This is a genomic window from Cerasicoccus maritimus (genome assembly GCA_031296935.1).
Lineage (GTDB): Bacteria > Verrucomicrobiota > Verrucomicrobiia > Opitutales > Cerasicoccaceae > Cerasicoccus > Cerasicoccus maritimus.
Window position 1 is genome coordinate 22,494 of record JAVDPD010000032.1, and the last position, 17,343, is coordinate 39,836.

General features: G+C 55.8%; 6 protein-coding genes. 3 read left to right on the forward strand and 3 right to left on the reverse strand.

Annotated features, from left to right (window positions below; genetic code table 11):
• Window positions 1-215 precede the first annotated feature (215 nt).
• From RBB62_RS17320 to RBB62_RS17330, 3 genes are all read left to right on the forward strand, one after another.
• Window positions 216-3,395: a PQQ-dependent sugar dehydrogenase gene (locus tag RBB62_RS17320; RefSeq protein ID WP_309400392.1), complete on the forward strand. Its 3,180-nt coding sequence runs from the start codon at window positions 216-218 to the stop codon at window positions 3,393-3,395.
• 106 nt (window positions 3,396-3,501) lie between these two features.
• Window positions 3,502-8,769: a discoidin domain-containing protein gene (locus RBB62_RS17325; RefSeq protein WP_309400394.1), complete on the forward strand. Its 5,268-nt coding sequence runs from the start codon at window positions 3,502-3,504 to the stop codon at window positions 8,767-8,769.
• A gap of 107 nt (window positions 8,770-8,876) precedes the next feature.
• Entirely contained in the window at window positions 8,877-14,045 is a 5,169-nt protein-coding gene (locus tag RBB62_RS17330) for a galactose-binding domain-containing protein (RefSeq protein ID WP_309400395.1), read from the forward strand.
• Window positions 14,046-14,274: 229 nt separating this feature from the next.
• On the opposite strand, the gene RBB62_RS17335 is transcribed toward RBB62_RS17330, so the two are convergent.
• From RBB62_RS17335 to RBB62_RS17345, 3 genes are all read right to left on the reverse strand, one after another.
• On the reverse strand, window positions 14,275-14,676 hold the full coding sequence (locus RBB62_RS17335) for a VOC family protein (RefSeq protein WP_309400396.1): 402 nt from the start codon (window positions 14,674-14,676) through the stop codon (window positions 14,275-14,277).
• Between the two features lie 346 nt (window positions 14,677-15,022).
• On the reverse strand, window positions 15,023-15,712 hold the full coding sequence (locus RBB62_RS17340) for a response regulator (protein ID WP_309400397.1): 690 nt from the start codon (window positions 15,710-15,712) through the stop codon (window positions 15,023-15,025).
• A complete protein-coding gene (locus RBB62_RS17345; protein WP_309400398.1) occupies window positions 15,709-17,319 on the reverse strand; it encodes a histidine kinase in 1,611 nt (536 codons plus the stop codon). The genes RBB62_RS17340 and RBB62_RS17345 overlap by 4 nt, the downstream gene beginning before the upstream one ends.
• Window positions 17,320-17,343: the final 24 nt, after the last annotated feature.

Sequence of the window (17,343 nt, forward strand, 5' to 3'; positions counted from 1 at the left end):
GGCGGCTTTTTATTCAACTTCATCTGCTTGAAAATCAGACAACTATTGGCCGCTTGAATCCTCCCAGATAAGCCGCCGTTCTGAGGGTATGCCCAATTTTAGGCTCCGCACTCTACAGTCTGTTCTCACTTCCGGATATGTCATTTTCTGTGAATATCACTCAGCTTAGGTCGCCTCTCCTTGCATTCATGGTGCTGGTGCTTGGCTTGAGCTTTATGCCGCTGCGTGCAGCGTTTTCAGATCCAAACTTTATCACTGAAACGGTCTATAGCGGTAACGGTGTTATCTCGCTGGATTTTGATGATGAGGGCCGACTTTACGTAATAGAAAAGCAGGGCCGTTTGCTTGTTCTTGAACCCAATGACGGGCCGGAAATCAGCATTAGCTATCAGTATTTCGAAGGAATCTGGACTGAGCTGCCAGACTTCGATAGCTTGTCCCCGGTCGCCAGCGGAACGGTCACTGGCTTTGACCTCGATCCTCGTTTGCAGGACGATAATTTCGCCTTTCGCTATACGGCGACTTTAAACATAACGACTGCTGGCGACTATACCTTCTACACGACTTCGGATGACGGTAGCCGACTCTTGGTCAATGGCGTAGAAGTTGTCGACAACGACGGTCTACATGGAAACGTGACTCAGGAAGGAACGATAAGTTTGGTGGCCGGAGAACACACGGTGGTGGTGGAGTTCTTTGAAAATGGCGGTGGTGAAAATCTGACAGTAGAGTGGGAGAGCGCCACGCTGGTGCGCCAGCCACTGGGCGGCGCCGGTGGTGACTTTACCCCGCCGACAGTTGTAGCCGATATTCGTTCAGCAGTGAATACCGATGGAGAGCGCGGCTTGCTTGGCATGCGCCTTGATCCCGACTTCGCGAACAACCGCTACGTCTATCTGTTTTATTCGACGTCCACTGACCAGCGTCTGTCACGCATTACGCTTGATGAAACGTTCCTGCAGATGGTTCCAGGCTCAGAGCAAATCTTGCTCTCGGGACTGCCCAACGAGACCAATGTTCACAACGCGGGCGACCTGCAGTTTCACCCCAACGATCCGTATTCGATTTACGTGATGTTGGGCGACGACGGCAACCGCTACGTGGTGGATGACCTCGATGTTTATAATGGAAAGATCCTGAAAGTTGACGCCGCGACCGGCTTGGGTCTGTCTGATAATCCTTTCTACGATGGCAACCCTGACAGTGTGCGCTCACGCGTATGGGCTCACAGTTTCCGCAATGCCTTTCGCTTTGTGTTTGATCCGGCGGCGCCCTTGGACGATGTGATGTATCTCTCTGAAAATGGTGATGGGACGGATCGCTTGGTGCGCATCGAAAAGGGCGCGGATGGCGGTTGGCCGGATGAATTCGAAACTTCTTCAGCCGACGGGAAACGGATCATCTTGCGAACACATAGTCCATCGGCGACTGGCGTGACGATTATTCGCGGTGGACCCTTCGCGCCCGACGACCCGGTGATTTATCAAGCGCGCTACGGGCAGGAAATTCGGCGCTGGTCATTGACAGGAGCAGAGCTTGATTCGATCACACCAATTGCGTCGGACAACGGTGCGGCCTTTCTTTCGAACCCACCAGCGAGCATGGTTGCTTTCGAGCTCGGGCCGGACGGAGCGCTGTATTACACAGACTCCAATCAAGGCGCATCGTTGGGCAATGGCTATGAAATCGGCCGCATCCGTTTTCAAGGAGGCGAACCGCCAGTGGCGTCCTTTAGTGCATCGACCGAACAAGGCCCCGCGCCACTGTCGATTGACTTTACGGATGCTTCCACAGCACCGGATTCCAGTATCGTTGCCTGGAGTTGGGACTTCGGGGATGGCATTACCAGCACCCAGCAAAATCCACAACATACCTTCAGTGACGCTGGCGTTTACACGGTGTCATTGACGGTAACGAATGCGCTGAGCCTAACCGCTACCGAGCAACTTACGGTGCATGTCTATGAAACGCCAAACATTATGCTTACCGGCGAAATTTTTGACGCGAGCAGTGGAAGCGCGGTCGGCGTTGGCGAATCAATCGAACTAAGTTTTTTCCAAGCCGATGCTGTAACGCCCGTTGTCATTTCGGGCGGTAGCGGTGCCGATCAAAACAAGTTGACCATTGCGGCTGGCTCCGCGATTGACCTGGCTTTTACTGCGCAACTCACTGGCGCTGGCATGGTCGTTGTCGCTGATGATCTAACGCCGCAAGGTATGGCTGCGATCACGCGTGGCTTTGTAATTGATCTGATAAATGGCTCGACGCTTGAACTAGATTTGTATTTTTCCAACACCGCAATTACGGGGCGAATATTGGACACGCGTGGCTTCCCCGCAGTGGTCGACGTGGGCTTAACGAGTGGCGCGAACCAAATGCCGTATGCGTTTGTGGGAGCGCGTGACTTTCACACGAATTCACCCTTCGCGCCGACGGGCATTGCGCACCGTGTGGACGCCGACGACTTGGGCTACTTCTATTTCCCTATTGCGACCGCAGACGCCAATGCGGAGTTCCAACTGGACACGACAGGTGATACGAACGCTTCGATCTACGGGCGTGTATCTGTCAGCGAAACAGTAATCGATGGCGAGTTGAGCGAACATCTCATCGTGCTTGGGCTCTTCGATGGAGGTCTGAATGTGGATGACTTGTCTGGCATCGCGGTAACACCCGGCGTCGATTTTATCACCAACGTTCAGCCGATTTTATCCGCGAATTGCATTGGCTGCCACAACGATATTGCCACGAATAGTGGCGGGCTCGACTTGCAGCCAGCAGCTAGTTTTGTGGAGTTGGTTAATCGTCTGAGTGTCGAGGCACCAGGCATAAAGCTTGTGGAGCCTGGTTCACCGGAGCGGAGTTACTTGATGGAGAAAATCAACTCTGATCAGCCTCAGGTGGGCGATCGCATGCGCCCACATGATCCCATGCCTTTAGAAGATCAGGCAATTATTCGCGACTGGATACTACAGCTTTCAGCTTATCAAGTTTGGCGCGACGAAACCTTTGGCGCGCAGGCCGACGATGCTATTGCAGGACCCGACAGTGATTTCGATCACGATGGCATACCGAACCTCTTAGAGTATGTCTTGCAGTCAGACGGCGCGATAAGTGGCGGCATGCCCTCTATGCGCATTACGCCGGAGCTGGGTGGGATTAGCCTGCGAATTGCTGAGCCACTTCGTGATGTGTTAATTTCTTGGGAAGCTTCATCCACGCTTGCCGAAGATTCTTGGTACTATGTCGCTAGGCGTCCTGCGTTTGGCGACTGGACTTTAATTGCTGGCTACACTCTACAAGCAGATCTCAGCACTGGTGAACTCCTATTAGTTCCGCCCGAAGGTGCACTGAGCGAAGGATTGTTTTTTCGCTTTGTCGCAGAGATCGACTAACCAAAGGAACGTTTATTCGGTTTAGTATCCATTTGATAGTTGCATAAAATTGCATTTAAAAGCTCAGCTTCGGCTGAGATTTCCCCTAATCCCAACCCTGATAATCATGAAAAGACTACTGTGCACTCCGCACTGGAGTTACCTGGGCCGCTTTGCAGTGGCGTCGGCGACTCTACCGCTCGCTCAATTGGGCGTACTCCATGCGCAGCAAGCCGTGCCCGTTGGCGCGGGCAGCTACGCGGAATTCCCACCCGCGCATGAAGACATCGTTGGCGGTGAAGACATCGGTATGGTGTCGAACTTTCTCAACCGCCAACTCTACATTCACTCGTCCAAAGCAGGCGAGCCCGTCCCCACCAACGACTGGTGGACGGACCTGATTTTTAGCCAATACTCGGGCAATATGTGGCCGTATCCGCTCTCGGTGCAGGCCAATGCCTCGGGGGTCAATGTTTACTTCCCCATCGAGTTCTCGGCCTCGGGAACCGACATGCTGACAGAGTATCCCATCGGCGTAGGCGGGCAGGCCGCGATTGTGCTTGGTCCCAACGACACCATTCTCGCCGACTTCGAAGGCGCGAGCTGGCCGACTGGTTGGAGCACGACAGGCACGGCCTTTGGCAGCGGTCCGGCAGCTGGCTCGGTTTCCGGGCAATCTTTAGTCACGAACTTCAACGGTGCCGGGTTGGCCAATTCCTTCCACGGTGGCGATGGATCAACGGGGGTTCTTACATCGCCGACCTTTACTGTGAATGCGCAATACATTCACGCTTTAGTTGGAGGCGGAAACCACCCCGGCGCCGCAGAAGTTCAACTCGTCGTCGGAGGCAATGTTGTCCGCACGATGACGGGTGTGAACTCGGAAAATCTCGCTTGGCAGACCTGGGACGTTTCGGAATACAACGGCCAAAGCGCGCAAGTGCAAGTGGTCGACAATGTCACTGGTGGCTGGGGCCACATCATGGCGGACCAAGTCGTGATGACCAACGACGCCGATCCGGCCACGAAGTTCAGCACCGACTTTGCGCCCGCCAGCGCGGTGGCACTCGATTGGTCGGACTGGCTCGTGCAAATGCGCCTTGAACAAAACCCGAACGCTTACTACGACGTGACGATGGGGCACGGCCTGCCATTTGTGTGGGTTGAAGCGACTGGCGTGAGCCCGCTACTAAACATCGACGCCTCGGCCATTTTCCGCGACGCCGCAGGCAACTTGCTCACGCTGCCTTACACCGGCTCAGCGATGTCCGTAGAAGTGCAGGGGAGAACATTTGGCCTGCACGCGCCCGATGGCACGACTTTCGAAGACGCTAATGGCGAAATGCTGGTTAATCTCGGTAGCGGCAGTTATCTCGTCATCAGCGCGATGCCGGACTGGGGCTCGTTGAGCGGCTTCGATATCTACGCCTACGCGATCCCGCGCGACACGATGATGACGTGGTCTTACAACCCAGCAGACGGCTTTGTCCGCACGAATTGGACGGTCACCGCACAGGCGCTCAAGGGTGCCAACACGACCGTGCTGCAAGGCTGGATTCCGCATCATTACCGCGAGACGGACAACGACCTAACGTTCACGTCGGTCAGCTACACCACGCCGCGTGGCAAGTTGAAGCTGTCGGCGTCGAATACTGCGCAGATTGATTTCCCGTTCACGGGCATTCTGCCGAATTTGCCGACGCCAAGTCAGCTCGGTGGCGCGCATGATTACTCGCCGGAGCGCATGGACTTCTACCTCGATCAATACGCGCAGCGCACGGACTACGGTGGTGACACTTACTGGGGTGGCAAAAGCCTCACGCAGTTTGGCGACTACCTGACGATCTCTGCTGACTTGGGCACGGATCATGTCGATGCACTGAAGGCCGCGTTGACAGCCGCGCTCGAAGATTGGTTTACCTACGACGGCGTCGAAGTGGAGCATTACTTTGCCCGCTATGATGGCTACAAGGCGCTGGTCGGCTTCAATGAATCCTACGGCTCGTCGCAGTTTACGGACCACCATTTCCACTATGGCTACTTCACCCGGGCGGCTGCGTTGCTCGGTTTGCAGGATCCGCAGTTCCTCGCGGACTACGGCGACATGGCCAAACTAGTCGCCAAGCAATACGCAAACTGGGATCGCAACGACACGGACTTCCCGTTCTTCCGCACCTTCGATCTCTGGCACGGTCACTCTTACGCGGGTGGCACCAGCGCAGGCAATGGTAACAACCAGGAGTCGAGCTCGGAGTCGATTCAATCCTGGTGCGGCCTCTTCCTGCTCGGCGAAGCGATGAACGACAACGACATGCTTGCCGCTGGCGCAATGGGCTACGCGATTGAGCGACTCGCAATCAAGGAATACTGGGTCGACTATCACGGCAATCCCGACGCCACGAATCCGATCCCTGCCGACGGCGGCACACTGCCTGCAGAATACGGTCACGAGTTGGCGGGTATTGTTTTTGACAGTGGCCCAGCTTACGCGACGTTCTTTAGTGGTGATCCCGGTTGGATGTATGGCATCCAATGGCTGCCCATTCAGCCCGGCTTGGCTTACATGGGCGAGGACCCGGCGTTTGCGAAATCGCAAATGAACTCCATGATACAAGACCGCGTGCCGACAATGGCTGGCGCGGCGCGTGGCGTTATTCGCGACTACAATCTCGCCCCCGCGCAAACCGAATGGCACAATGCAGATACCGCGGGCGCGCTTGAAAAGTTTGCTGGCGCAATCAAACTCGCCTACGACCACAACCCGACCTACACGCTCGCGCAAAGCGGCAATCCGCTTTACGTGAATGGTCAACTGAGCTTCACCGTGGAGCCCGATGGCGCCATCACGCTGGACCCGGCGATCTGGTCTGCTGGCACGCTCGCGAATTACGCGGATCTCGTGCCGCCCGCCATTGGCCAACCGCTCGAAGGCTGGCCGCTGTATGACTACCTCTACACCAATTATACCTACGACGTGAATTACCTCGAGGACAAGTGGGAGTTTGAGGTGCTCAACTATCAAAGCGGCGTCGACACGGCGCAGGCCAAGAAAGTCATTGGCGACTGGGGCGTCGGTCTCGGCAACGTGATCCTTGGCTACATGGCGCACTATGACGCCGATGTGGTGGCTGAGCTCATGGACGAGTTTTACGACGATGGTCACCCGATCGGGATTGGCAACGACACGAGCGGCCTCACGTATTACTATACGCACGCGCTGCGTTCGCTGGGCCACATCGTTTACGATCGCTACACGGACATCCCGACGAGCCAGGTGTTCTACAATCCCGACACTGGAGTCTACAGCTACGCGGTTTACAATCCGAGCGATGTCGAGCAAACGGCCACGGTTTACAACACCAGTGGTGGCGTGATTGGCACGTTCCCCGTTCCGCCAAAGAAGGTCGTTCAACACAAGCTCGACCAGGCATTGAACAACGTGCAGATCACCGCGTCGAACGCCGCCAAGACGGTCACGCCCGGCAGCACGATTCAGTTCTCTGCGGTTGGCTACGACCAGTACGGCGCGACGCATCCGCTGACGAGCATCAGCTGGTCTGTCAACGCCGGCGGTAGCATTGATGCAAACGGTCTCTTCACCGCGAGCACGAATGCCGACCCGGTCATCGTGACGGTCAATGCCGATGGTCAGCAGCAAACTTACACGTTCCGTGTTGGCGATGCGCCATACCTCGCGGACATTGCGATCACGCCGGAGTTTGCCCGCGTGGAAGCAGGCTCGACGGAAACCTTCGCCGCGACTGGCCTCGACCAATACGGCGACGAAGTTTCGTTGGTTGGCCTCGTGTGGGCAGTCGATGGCGGTGGTTCGATTGATGCGAACGGCGTGTTTACATCCAACGGAACCACGGGTGCCTTCTACGTAATTGCCGACAACGGCAATGCCTCGCAGACCGCACTTTTCGCCGTGCATCCGCCGCTGCAAAATGTCGCGGCAGGCAAGACCACTGATGCTTCGAGTGTGGTGGGGCCAGCAGGTGAATCGGCTCTGGCTGTTGATGAAGACGGCGTGTCCCGTTGGGAAAGCGCGCATGGCAACGACGATGAGTGGTTCCAGGTCGATCTTGGCGCCAGCTATGACATCGAGCGTATCGTGATCGACTGGGAAGGCGCCTACGCCAGCGAATATGAGCTGCAGGTATCCGACGATGGCGCGAATTGGACAACGATTCTCACCGTAGAAAAAAGCACGCCAGAAGACGACAATCACGCCGTCGAAGCAAGTGCGCGTTATGTTCGCTTCCAGGGCATCGACCGTGCGCTGGACTATGGCTATTCGTTCTATGAGTTCGAGGTTTATGGATCGGAAGGCGCGGATGCGATCGAAGGCGCGCAGCTGTTCCTGAACCCAACGGGTGTGGAGCTGCTTAACGGCATGTCGACGGACTTCGATGCCTACGTGTTCGATGCCAATTGGAATGGTGGCGAAACGAGCCAAATTGACTGGTCTGCCGACACTGGTTCCGTCGATGCCAACGGCGCTTACACCGCCACGCAGGAAGGCGGGCCGTTCACCGTGACTGCGACCTTTACTGGCACGGTTGCTGGCGGTGGCGCGCTTGATGCAACTGCTACCGTGAATGTGGCTGGCGGTGGTGCCTACATTAATATCGCCCCAAACGGAACGGCTTCGGCCTCGTCGGAAGAGGGCGCTGGCATGGAGGCATCGGCGGCGATCGATGAAAGTCTGGCCACGCGTTGGTCGTCCATCTTCGAAGATGATGAGTATATCACCGTCGATCTTGGCCAATCCACCTATATTGACTCGGTCATCCTTCGCTGGGAAGGTGCCTATGGCGAAGACTACCACATTCAACTCTCTGATGATGGGGCGAACTTCGCCAACGCAATCAGCGTAACCGGTGGCGACGGCGGCGAGGATGATCTGCCGATCGGTGCCAGCGGTCGCTATGTGCGCATGCAGGGCGTAAGCCGTGGCTCGCCTTGGGGCTATTCACTGTGGGAGTTCGAGATCTACGCGCAAGGCACGCCTCCACCGACGAATCTAGCCGAAGGTCAGCCGGTGCTCTCATCCTCTGATGAAGGCGTCTACATCGCCGATGCAGCGGTCGATGGCGATGGCGGCACCCGCTGGTCCAGCGAGTTTGAAGACGACGAATGGATCTACGTGGATCTTGGTTCAACACAGACCATTTCTCAGGTCGTGTTGATTTGGGAAGGCGCTTATGGATTACACTACAAGATCCAGGTTTCCGGCGACGCAACGAATTGGACGGACCTCATCGAAGTCACCAACGGCGATGGCGGCGAAGACGACCTGAGTGTCTCTGGCAGTGGTCGCTACGTGCGCATGCTCGGCATTGATCGCGGCTCCCCCTGGGGTTACTCGCTGTGGGAGTTTGAGGTCTACTAGGCCAATCCCAATTTCCCAATAAATCCACCCCCATGAATTGCAAGGCGGGGTCATTCTCCCCAAGGGCCCCGCCTTTTCTCAACATAAACCTGATTCCCTCAACTGTGATGAAATATTCTCGTATATTCAAACCGGGACTAGGCGTGCTTTCTCTGCTCGCTGCGACCCTTGCCAGCGGGCAGACCAATTTGGCGTTAAACCAGCCCGCCACCGCATCCAGCACACAAGCTGGATTGACCACTGCAGAAGTTAACGACGGCGACCTCGGCACCCGCTGGGGCAGCGATTGGTCGGACCCACAATGGATTTATATCGACCTTGGATCGGTGCAATCCATCGGCGATGTTGAACTCGTTTGGGAAGGTGCCTACGCCACTCATTATTTTATCCAAACATCTAACGACGCCACGACATGGACGGACATTGCTGAAATTACAGATGGCAATGGCGGCACGGACACGATAACCGTTGGCGCGGATGCGCGCTACGTTCGGATGTATGGCCTCGAACGCCCGGGCGGTTATGGTTATTCGCTCTGGGAGTTCGCAATCTATGATCAGTCCACCACACCGCCTAACGAAGAAGACTTTGCGGAAGGCCAACCCACCTATGCCTCCAGCATCGAAGGTGCCTACACTGAAGGTCTCGCCACTGACGGCGATCCTGCGACCCGATGGGCCAGCGCTTATGAGGACGACGAGTGGATCTATGTCGATCTTGGCGAAGCAAAATCCATCGAGCGCGTTTACCTGCGCTGGGAGGATGCCTTCGGCTCCGGTTACTTCATACAAGTTTCCGATGATGCGGCCACTTGGACCGACGTTTACACGGAAACCGCTGGCGACGGCGGCGAAGACGACATCACGTTGGCTTCACCAGTCAATGGCCGATACGTGCGCATGCAGGGCGTGACGCGTGGCTCCGAGTGGGGCTACTCGCTCTGGGACTTCGAAGTCTATGGCTCCGCGGCGCAGCCGGAGGGCGATTTGGCTGCGGGTAAGTCAGTCGTTGCCTCATCCGAACAGGACCCGGTTGGTTTGTCCAAGGATTTCGCGGTAGACAGCGACGGCCTCACGCGTTGGGCATCCTTGGAGACGGATACGGAATGGATCTACGTGGACCTCGGTTCCGCAAGTTCGGTTGGCCGCGTTGTGTTGACTTGGGAAAGCGCCTTTGGTGAGCAATACATTATCCAGGTCTCGGACGATGCGGCGACCTGGACTGATGTCTTTACCGAAACCGCTGGCGACGGCGGCACGGACGACATTTCGTTCGACACCGTCACCGCGCGTTATGTGCGGATGCAAGGCGTGGAGCGTGGAACGATATATGGCTATAGCTTGTGGGACTTCGAAGTCTACAGCACGGGCAACAACAATTCCGGACCTACCGGGCCAACGGACGTCACGCTCGCGGGAGAATACGTGGAATACGTTCGCGTGAACGTTAGCCCAAACACCAATGACGACGAAGAATACTTCATCTTCCAGAATGTGGAAATTAGTGATGCGATGAACTATGATATCGGCACGGAAATTACGATTTCCAAGCATTACGTCAGCCTGGGAGTCGGTTATGATCTGCGCATTTCGGCTGTCGATGCAAATGGTCAACAGATCGTGGGCGGCGAAGACTTTGGGTTCCCGATGACACTGACCGTTTATGAGGGCCTTACTATCAACCTTGAGAAAATCAAGGCCAGCAATGGTTTGGACCTCGCGTTTGGCAAACCAATCTACGCATCCTCTTCACAAGAACCGCTCGTTCCGAGCCGCGCGAATGATGGCGAGACTTACGAGACGGACCCCGAGTCGCGCTGGGCTTCGCTTTCCGGCATCGACGATGAGTGGATATATGTTGATCTCGGACAGGTCTACAACTTCAAGCGCGTGCTCCTGATCTGGGAAACCGCTTATGGTTTAGACTATGATATCCAGGTATCCGATGATGCCGTTACCTGGACGACGGCCTATGAAGTTCGCGGCGGCAACGGCCAGACCGACGACTTGCAAATGGACGCCACTGGCCGCTATGTCCGCATGCAGGGCATTGATCGCGGAACGGATTATGGTTACTCGCTGTGGAGCTTCGAAATTTACGAACAGGAGGGCTACAATCCAGACGACATCATTGAGGATCCATACACGACGCCCGCTGCTCCGGACCCAGTTGGAGCTTTCGCCTTGATCAGTCCAGCTGATGGCGCGATGGAAACAGCCACGCATACGCCGACACTGACTTGGAACTCCGTTGCTGGCGCAACCCGCTATGATGTTTACATGAACATCACTCAGGACAATTACGACTTCACGCAGTCGGGCAAACTGCTCGATCGCTACACGAAGATCGGCGAATCCACCACGACCTCCTTCACGTTGAGCGAGCCGCTGCCGGATCGCTGGACTTATCAGTGGTATGTGGTCGCCGTGGACGGCGTTTCGGACCCGCGTTCGGATATCAACACCTTCAGCTTGTATATTCCGACGTTGGAGCAGGTTGATGACGGCATTAATATCGTCAACGGCGCTCGTGACATGAACCGAAACGGTACGATTCAGCCCTATGAAGATTGGACTCAGCCAGTGAGCGTTCGGGTGGATGACCTGATCTCGCGCATGACGCTTGTCGAGCAGATCTCGCAGATGTTCTTCGATTCGGATGTCGATCCATTGACCGGATTTGACTTCGGCCCGGTGGACCCTTCCGATCAGGAAACCACGCAGCTCGCCAACGCTGCGACACGTCTGGGCATTCCGTCGATCACTAGTGCCGACACCATTCATGGTTACAAGACTTCGTTCCCGACCGGCACCTCCTTCGCCGCTTCTAAGAACTATGACCTTATCCGTGAACTGGGCGACATGCAGCGTCGCGAAATGCGCGCCGTCGGCGCTTTCGGCACTTTGTCGCCGATTGCGGAAGTGGGCACGATGGTGCTTTATCCACGCATTCAGGAAGGTTGCGGGGAAGACGCCGATGTGGCCTCTGCGATTATCCGCGCATTCCTGGTTGGCCTGCAGGCCGGGCCGGAGCTAAACCCGAATTCCATCTGGGTGACTACTAAGCACTGGCCGGGCCAAGGCGCCGGCGGTGAGCAAGTCATGGTTTACGACGGCACTACCGTGCATTACCACATGCGCCCTTGGCACGCTGCGATCGAAGCGGGCACCGGCGGCATTATGCCGGGCTACGGCGGCACCACGCTGTTTGGGCCCAGCACGCATGGCGCGGGTGACAACCCATACATCATCTCCTACCTCCGTAACCAAATGGGCTACGACGGCCTGATTTGTAGCGACTGGTTGGACAGTTGGGTATGGCTCGACTCTGCTAACGCAGGTTGCGACATCATGGGCGGGGCTGATCCGACCAAGCGTAATGATTACGATCCTGGCACGCCAGAAGCTGATGACTTCGACACGGAAATCGATCCCGCTGTAGTGGAAGACCGCGTTCGCCGCATTCTCGATATGAAGTTCCGTTTGGGCATCTTCGAAAACCCTTATGGAGACTACCTCTATGGCGAAAGCGAGTGGCGTGATCACCACAACTACGACCTTGCCATCCAAGCGGCGCGTGAGTCGATGACCCTGCTGACCAACAACGGCGCTCTGCCGATCCAGTTACCGGCGGGCAGCAACATCGTCGTTGATGGTCCGTTCGCGGACACCGGCACACAATGGGTGATCTGGACGAGCTTCTTCCACGAGACGGAAGGCTCCCTCACTCCGTTTGACGCCATCTCGGAACGTGCGGCGGAAGAGGGGATCAACGTCTACTTGAATACGGCGCCAACGACTCCCGATCTGGCGATCGTGGTTTGCGGCGAACCATCTTACACGCATGGCACGTATTGGCCGCAAGAAGAGCCTTATCTGCCAGCGGAGCAAACTGCGGTGATCGATAATTATCTAAATCAGAATATTCCGGTCGTGGTCGTTTACGTCATGCCGCGCCCGTGCGTTCTGGGGGCATCTGAACTCAGCGCCGATGCGCTGCTCCTGACCTATCGCGCCGGTGACGGCGGTGGACCTGCCTTGGCTGAAGTGCTCTTTGGCGACTATGCGCCAACTGGCAAGACGCCGTTCCAACTGCCGCGCTCGATGGCCCAGGTGGGCGGGGCTGATTTCCTGGATACCGTCGAGCGTCAGGATCTTCCCTTCGACCTCGGCGCGACCCAGGCGGAAATTGATGCAATCATTGCCCACATCGCTGCGGGTGAATCCGTGCCGCCAATCTACGGAGATCCGTTGTTCCAGTATGGCTCGGGCCTCGATGGCTACGGCCTTGTGGACGCCACTGCGCCCAGCGCCCCGACGCTCATTGCGCCAGCAGACACGGGAACCTTTGATCCTGACCTGCCCAACTTTAGTTGGACAGCCAGCACCGATGTGGAAACCGGCATTAGCCATTACGATGTCTACGTCGACGGCGTCAAGGTGCACACGACCAGGAAGGGCACATCCTGGGATCACCGGAATCTTGCGCTGGCTAATGGAGCCCACACTTGGGAGGTGCGCGCCGTTAACTGGGCGGGACTTGAGCAAAGTTCGGGAACCTTCTCGTTCACGCTCAACGATACGACCGCGCCTCCAGCCTTTGCGTTGGTGGCTCCGGCCAACGCCTCCAACGCGCCTGCGGGCGAGCCGCTTTCCTTCTTCTGGGAGGATGTTGTGGACGCCGGCAGCGGAGTCGATTACTACGAGTTCTACTTTGATAGTGTGAAGATCGGAGAAATCGCACCCGAGCCACTCATCACAGAACACGCCAATATCGCGCTGAATCGGTCGTATGTGGCGTCGACCACCAAGCAGGGCACCTATTACGCTCTGACGGATGGCGACAGCGTCAGCGAAAGCTCACGTTGGGCCAGTGATGACTTTGAGCCGCAGACGGTGACGATCGACCTTGGAGCGGATTACCTGGTCACTCAGGTGAAGCTCTATTGGGAAAACGCCTATGCGTCAGAGTATCGCATTGAGGCGTCCATTGACGGCGAAACCTGGACCGAGGCTTACTACACCAATACGGGCGACGGCTTGATCGACGACCTGACCGGCTTGTCCGCCGTAGCGCGATACCTCAACGTCTACTGCATCGACACGCCCACGCCGTATGGCTTCTCCCTCTATGAGGTGGAAGTGTTCGGTGAGCAGGTGCAAGGCGCCACAGTTCCGGCTCCCGCATCAGGGACTCACACTTGGACGGTGCGCGCCGTTAATGGCACGGGGCAGACTACTGACGCCAGTGCGACGTGGACAGTGACCGGCCAATAGCTTACCATTGGGTATAATAGAGAAGGAAAGGGGGCCTGCACGTTGCTGCGGGCCCCTTTGTTTTTAGCAAAAATTGTTCAGCTTACTGGTAGGCTGTAGAACTTCGGTCATGACAACGCCGGTTGTTCTCTCATGCTGATCATTAGGCTGATGCTATTCATAGAGTGGCATAGCAAAAGACCCGAGCGAAGGCCCGGATCTTGGTGGAAAAATTTTGATATGCTTACGGTTATGAAGGGCAATCGCCAGTACTCTGCCAAAAGGCAAAGGTTGCACCTTGTGGGTCTGCGACTACCGCAAAGCTGCCCATGGGCAGGTCGACGCGTTCCATGATGATGCTAGCGCCCAGAGACTTGGCTTTTTGTATAGTTTCATCGAGATCTTCAACGCTTACGTACTGGAGCCAAGAAGCAGGAACGCCCTCCTGATCGGGTTGAACACAGCCGGCCACGGGGCGATCACCTTGCTTAAACATCGTGTAGGTCATTCCGCCGGGGAGCTCCATGTTTTCAGTAGTCCAGCCAAAGAGTTGTGTGTAAAACGCTATGCTCTCCTCCTTGTTGGGAGTGATGACTTCATTCCAGCCAATGGTTCCCGGAATTTCTACAGGTTTGGTCTGTGCTTCGCTCATATTGATTTTCCTTGCTTGGTTGCAGCAGGCTAATCCTGCCAAGTGATAATGGTTGTGTTGTAATTCACTTCACAGAGAACCCTATATTGGTAAGGGGTCTTTTTCACCGAAGATGTTTTATGAAAAAGATTTTCAAAATAACCAATGTGGACAAGAATAAACGCGCTACAATGAGGTTACGGTGAGAGCTTCTATATCATCTCCGCAGAACCTTCAGACCTTAAATTAAAAGCTCATTTTTGGGGGGATGGTATTAAAAATGGCGAGTTCGTATGTGAACACTGCGATCGCAATTCCATACGGGAAGACTTGGTCGATGGTGGCAACTTAACTCCACCATCCAATTCTATGAGCCAGAGCTCGGGTAGGGATAGCTCTCACGTCGGCGTATATAGCTCCAATAGAGTGCAGCAGCCTCCGTACGACGGGAGGCGTATAGCTTGCTCAATACGTTGCTGAAGTAATTCTTAACAGTCTTTTCGCTGAGGTTGAGCACGCTGGCTACTTCCTTGTTGGTCAGGCCCTTGGCGACTTGTTCCAGGACGCGGCGCTCTTGTGCGGAAAGCGTTTCCACAAGGTCTTCCTGCTTGCTCTGGCTGGAATCACGCATGTGGTTGACCACGTGTTGGGTGACTGACGGGTCGAGGATGCTCTTGCCGGCGGCGACGTCGTGGAGCGCAGAGATAATGGCCTCGCCGTTGATGTTCTTTAAAATGTAGCCATCGATGCCCTGGGCAAATGCGTCGAAGATACAGCGATCATCCTCACAAGAGGTTAGGACTAGGATCTTGGAGCGGTGGCTGGAGGCTCGCATTTTCTTACACAGATCGACCCCACTGCCATCGGGCAGCATGAGATCTAGCAGGACGAGGTCGGGCTTCTTTTCCTCATACACTGTCATGGCGTCTCGGCAGTTGCCAGCTTCGCCAAGGATTTCAAATTCTTCACAATCTTCAATGAGCTGGCGAAGGCCTAAACGGACGACCTCATGGTCTTCCACTATGATAATTTTGGTCGGTATAACGGAAGTCATCATGTATTATTTAACGGCACTGTAACTCTAATTCGTGTCCCTGTGGGGGTATTTATCGAAACTTTAACAATTGAGCCCATTTGTCGAGCACGATCTTGTAGGTTAGTCATGCCACGACTGTCAGGCCGGCGCTGTGTTTCGTCTATTCCGATACCATCATCAATGACCAGAAGCTGGACTGATTCACCGTCATAGGCCAGGCGGATTTGGATATTTTGGGCTCGGGCGTGGCGTATGGCATTACTGAGCAGCTCGCGTGATATCTGATATAGCTGAAGGGATTGTGCAGTATCGAGGGCCTCACAGGCTTCGGGTGAAATGTGGATGTGAAGCTTGGCCTCGGTGCTCTTTTGCGTGTGGATGACCAACTGCTCAAGGGCGTCCTGAAGGCTTTTACCTTGGAGCGGCTCTGGGGTGAGGCCTTTGATAAAGCCACGTAGCTCGCTGATGACTCCATTGAGGCTGTTCTTGCAGTCGTTGATGCGCTCCTTGGCTTTGTCAGGGTTTCGGCTGGTCATCAGGTTGGCTCGCTCCAGCTGGAGGCCAACGGCATAGACGCTTTGGATAACACCGTCGTGGAGGTCACGTGCAAGTGACTCGCGTACGTGGGCGGTTTCTTCACGGATGCGGGCTTCTTCTTGTTGTCGCTGGACTTCGCGAGCGAGCTCGAGACGGGCCTCGCTGGATTCCGTCAATCGCTGAGCAATGCGAGCCCAGTCGTAGTCTTCGTTTAGAATCGGCTTAAGGACGGTAGGGTCGTCGGTTTCCAGAGCTTCGGAGACGAGCCGTATCGGGTAGGCGAGCCATTTCCAGAGCACCGCGAAGAAGAGCATCATGACGCCTAGCACGGCCAGTGAAATTTGTCGGTGGCGGGTTTGATTTTGCTGAATGATGTCCAGCTCTCGATTGAGATTAAACGTGGCGGTATAGGCGAGTACTGGCTGCCCCATGGGGCCTACGCCGATCTCGGTGATGCGGTATTCGCGGTTGCCATCGAGGAAACCACTGGGGAGTGCATTGACGCTGTTTAGCGGAATGGTCTGGATGTGCGCCTCCGCGGACATACTCAGGTTAGTCATGAAAAGACGGTCCCAATTCCGCCCCACAAGCAGGTAGCCACTGGGTTGGCCACTGTTGCCTGGCTGTAGTGGGGTGAAGGCGCATTGCAGCGGACTGCGGGGGGAGGGGGCGAAAAAGAGGGCATTTTCCCCCTGCTCGATCAAGTAGGCGAGTGTTTGTTGGTTGGGTGCCAAGGCTGCGTTGGCCTCGCCCCTTCTGAGGTCCTGGCTCAGGGCGATGCTGGCGTCAGGGCGAATGACTGCCAAATAATCAATATCTGCATCACGCGCGCTGGTTGCCAGATCGGGTTGCTTGATTAACTGCTCCAGTGTCTGACGACCTTGTGTGAGTGCAAAATTTTCCAGTGAACGCGAAATAATACGATTCACACGTTTCAGCGTGAGTTGCCGCTGACTTGCGGCGGTGCGCAGGAGGTTTTCCCCGGACTTTTGGCCTTCCTTATGTTGCCAAATCAGCAAACCGCCGACACAAACCAACATGACCACCATGAAGCCAAGCAGGCGGTTCCAAATGCTGATTCCGGGATTCATTCACCTGCTAGCTTATGCATGGGA

What these genes read in the sequence shown, in the direction of transcription:
- RBB62_RS17320 (WP_309400392.1), top strand. Translation starts at nt 216, where the DNA reads ATGCCGCTGCGTGCAGCGTTTTCAGATCCAAACTTTATCACTGAAACG.
- RBB62_RS17325 (WP_309400394.1), top strand. Translation starts at nt 3,502, where the DNA reads ATGAAAAGACTACTGTGCACTCCGCACTGGAGTTACCTGGGCCGCTTT.
- RBB62_RS17330 (WP_309400395.1), top strand. Translation starts at nt 8,877, where the DNA reads ATGAAATATTCTCGTATATTCAAACCGGGACTAGGCGTGCTTTCTCTG.
- RBB62_RS17335 (WP_309400396.1), bottom strand. Translation starts at nt 14,676, where the DNA reads ATGAGCGAAGCACAGACCAAACCTGTAGAAATTCCGGGAACCATTGGC.
- RBB62_RS17340 (WP_309400397.1), bottom strand. Translation starts at nt 15,712, where the DNA reads ATGATGACTTCCGTTATACCGACCAAAATTATCATAGTGGAAGACCAT.
- RBB62_RS17345 (WP_309400398.1), bottom strand. Translation starts at nt 17,319, where the DNA reads ATGAATCCCGGAATCAGCATTTGGAACCGCCTGCTTGGCTTCATGGTG.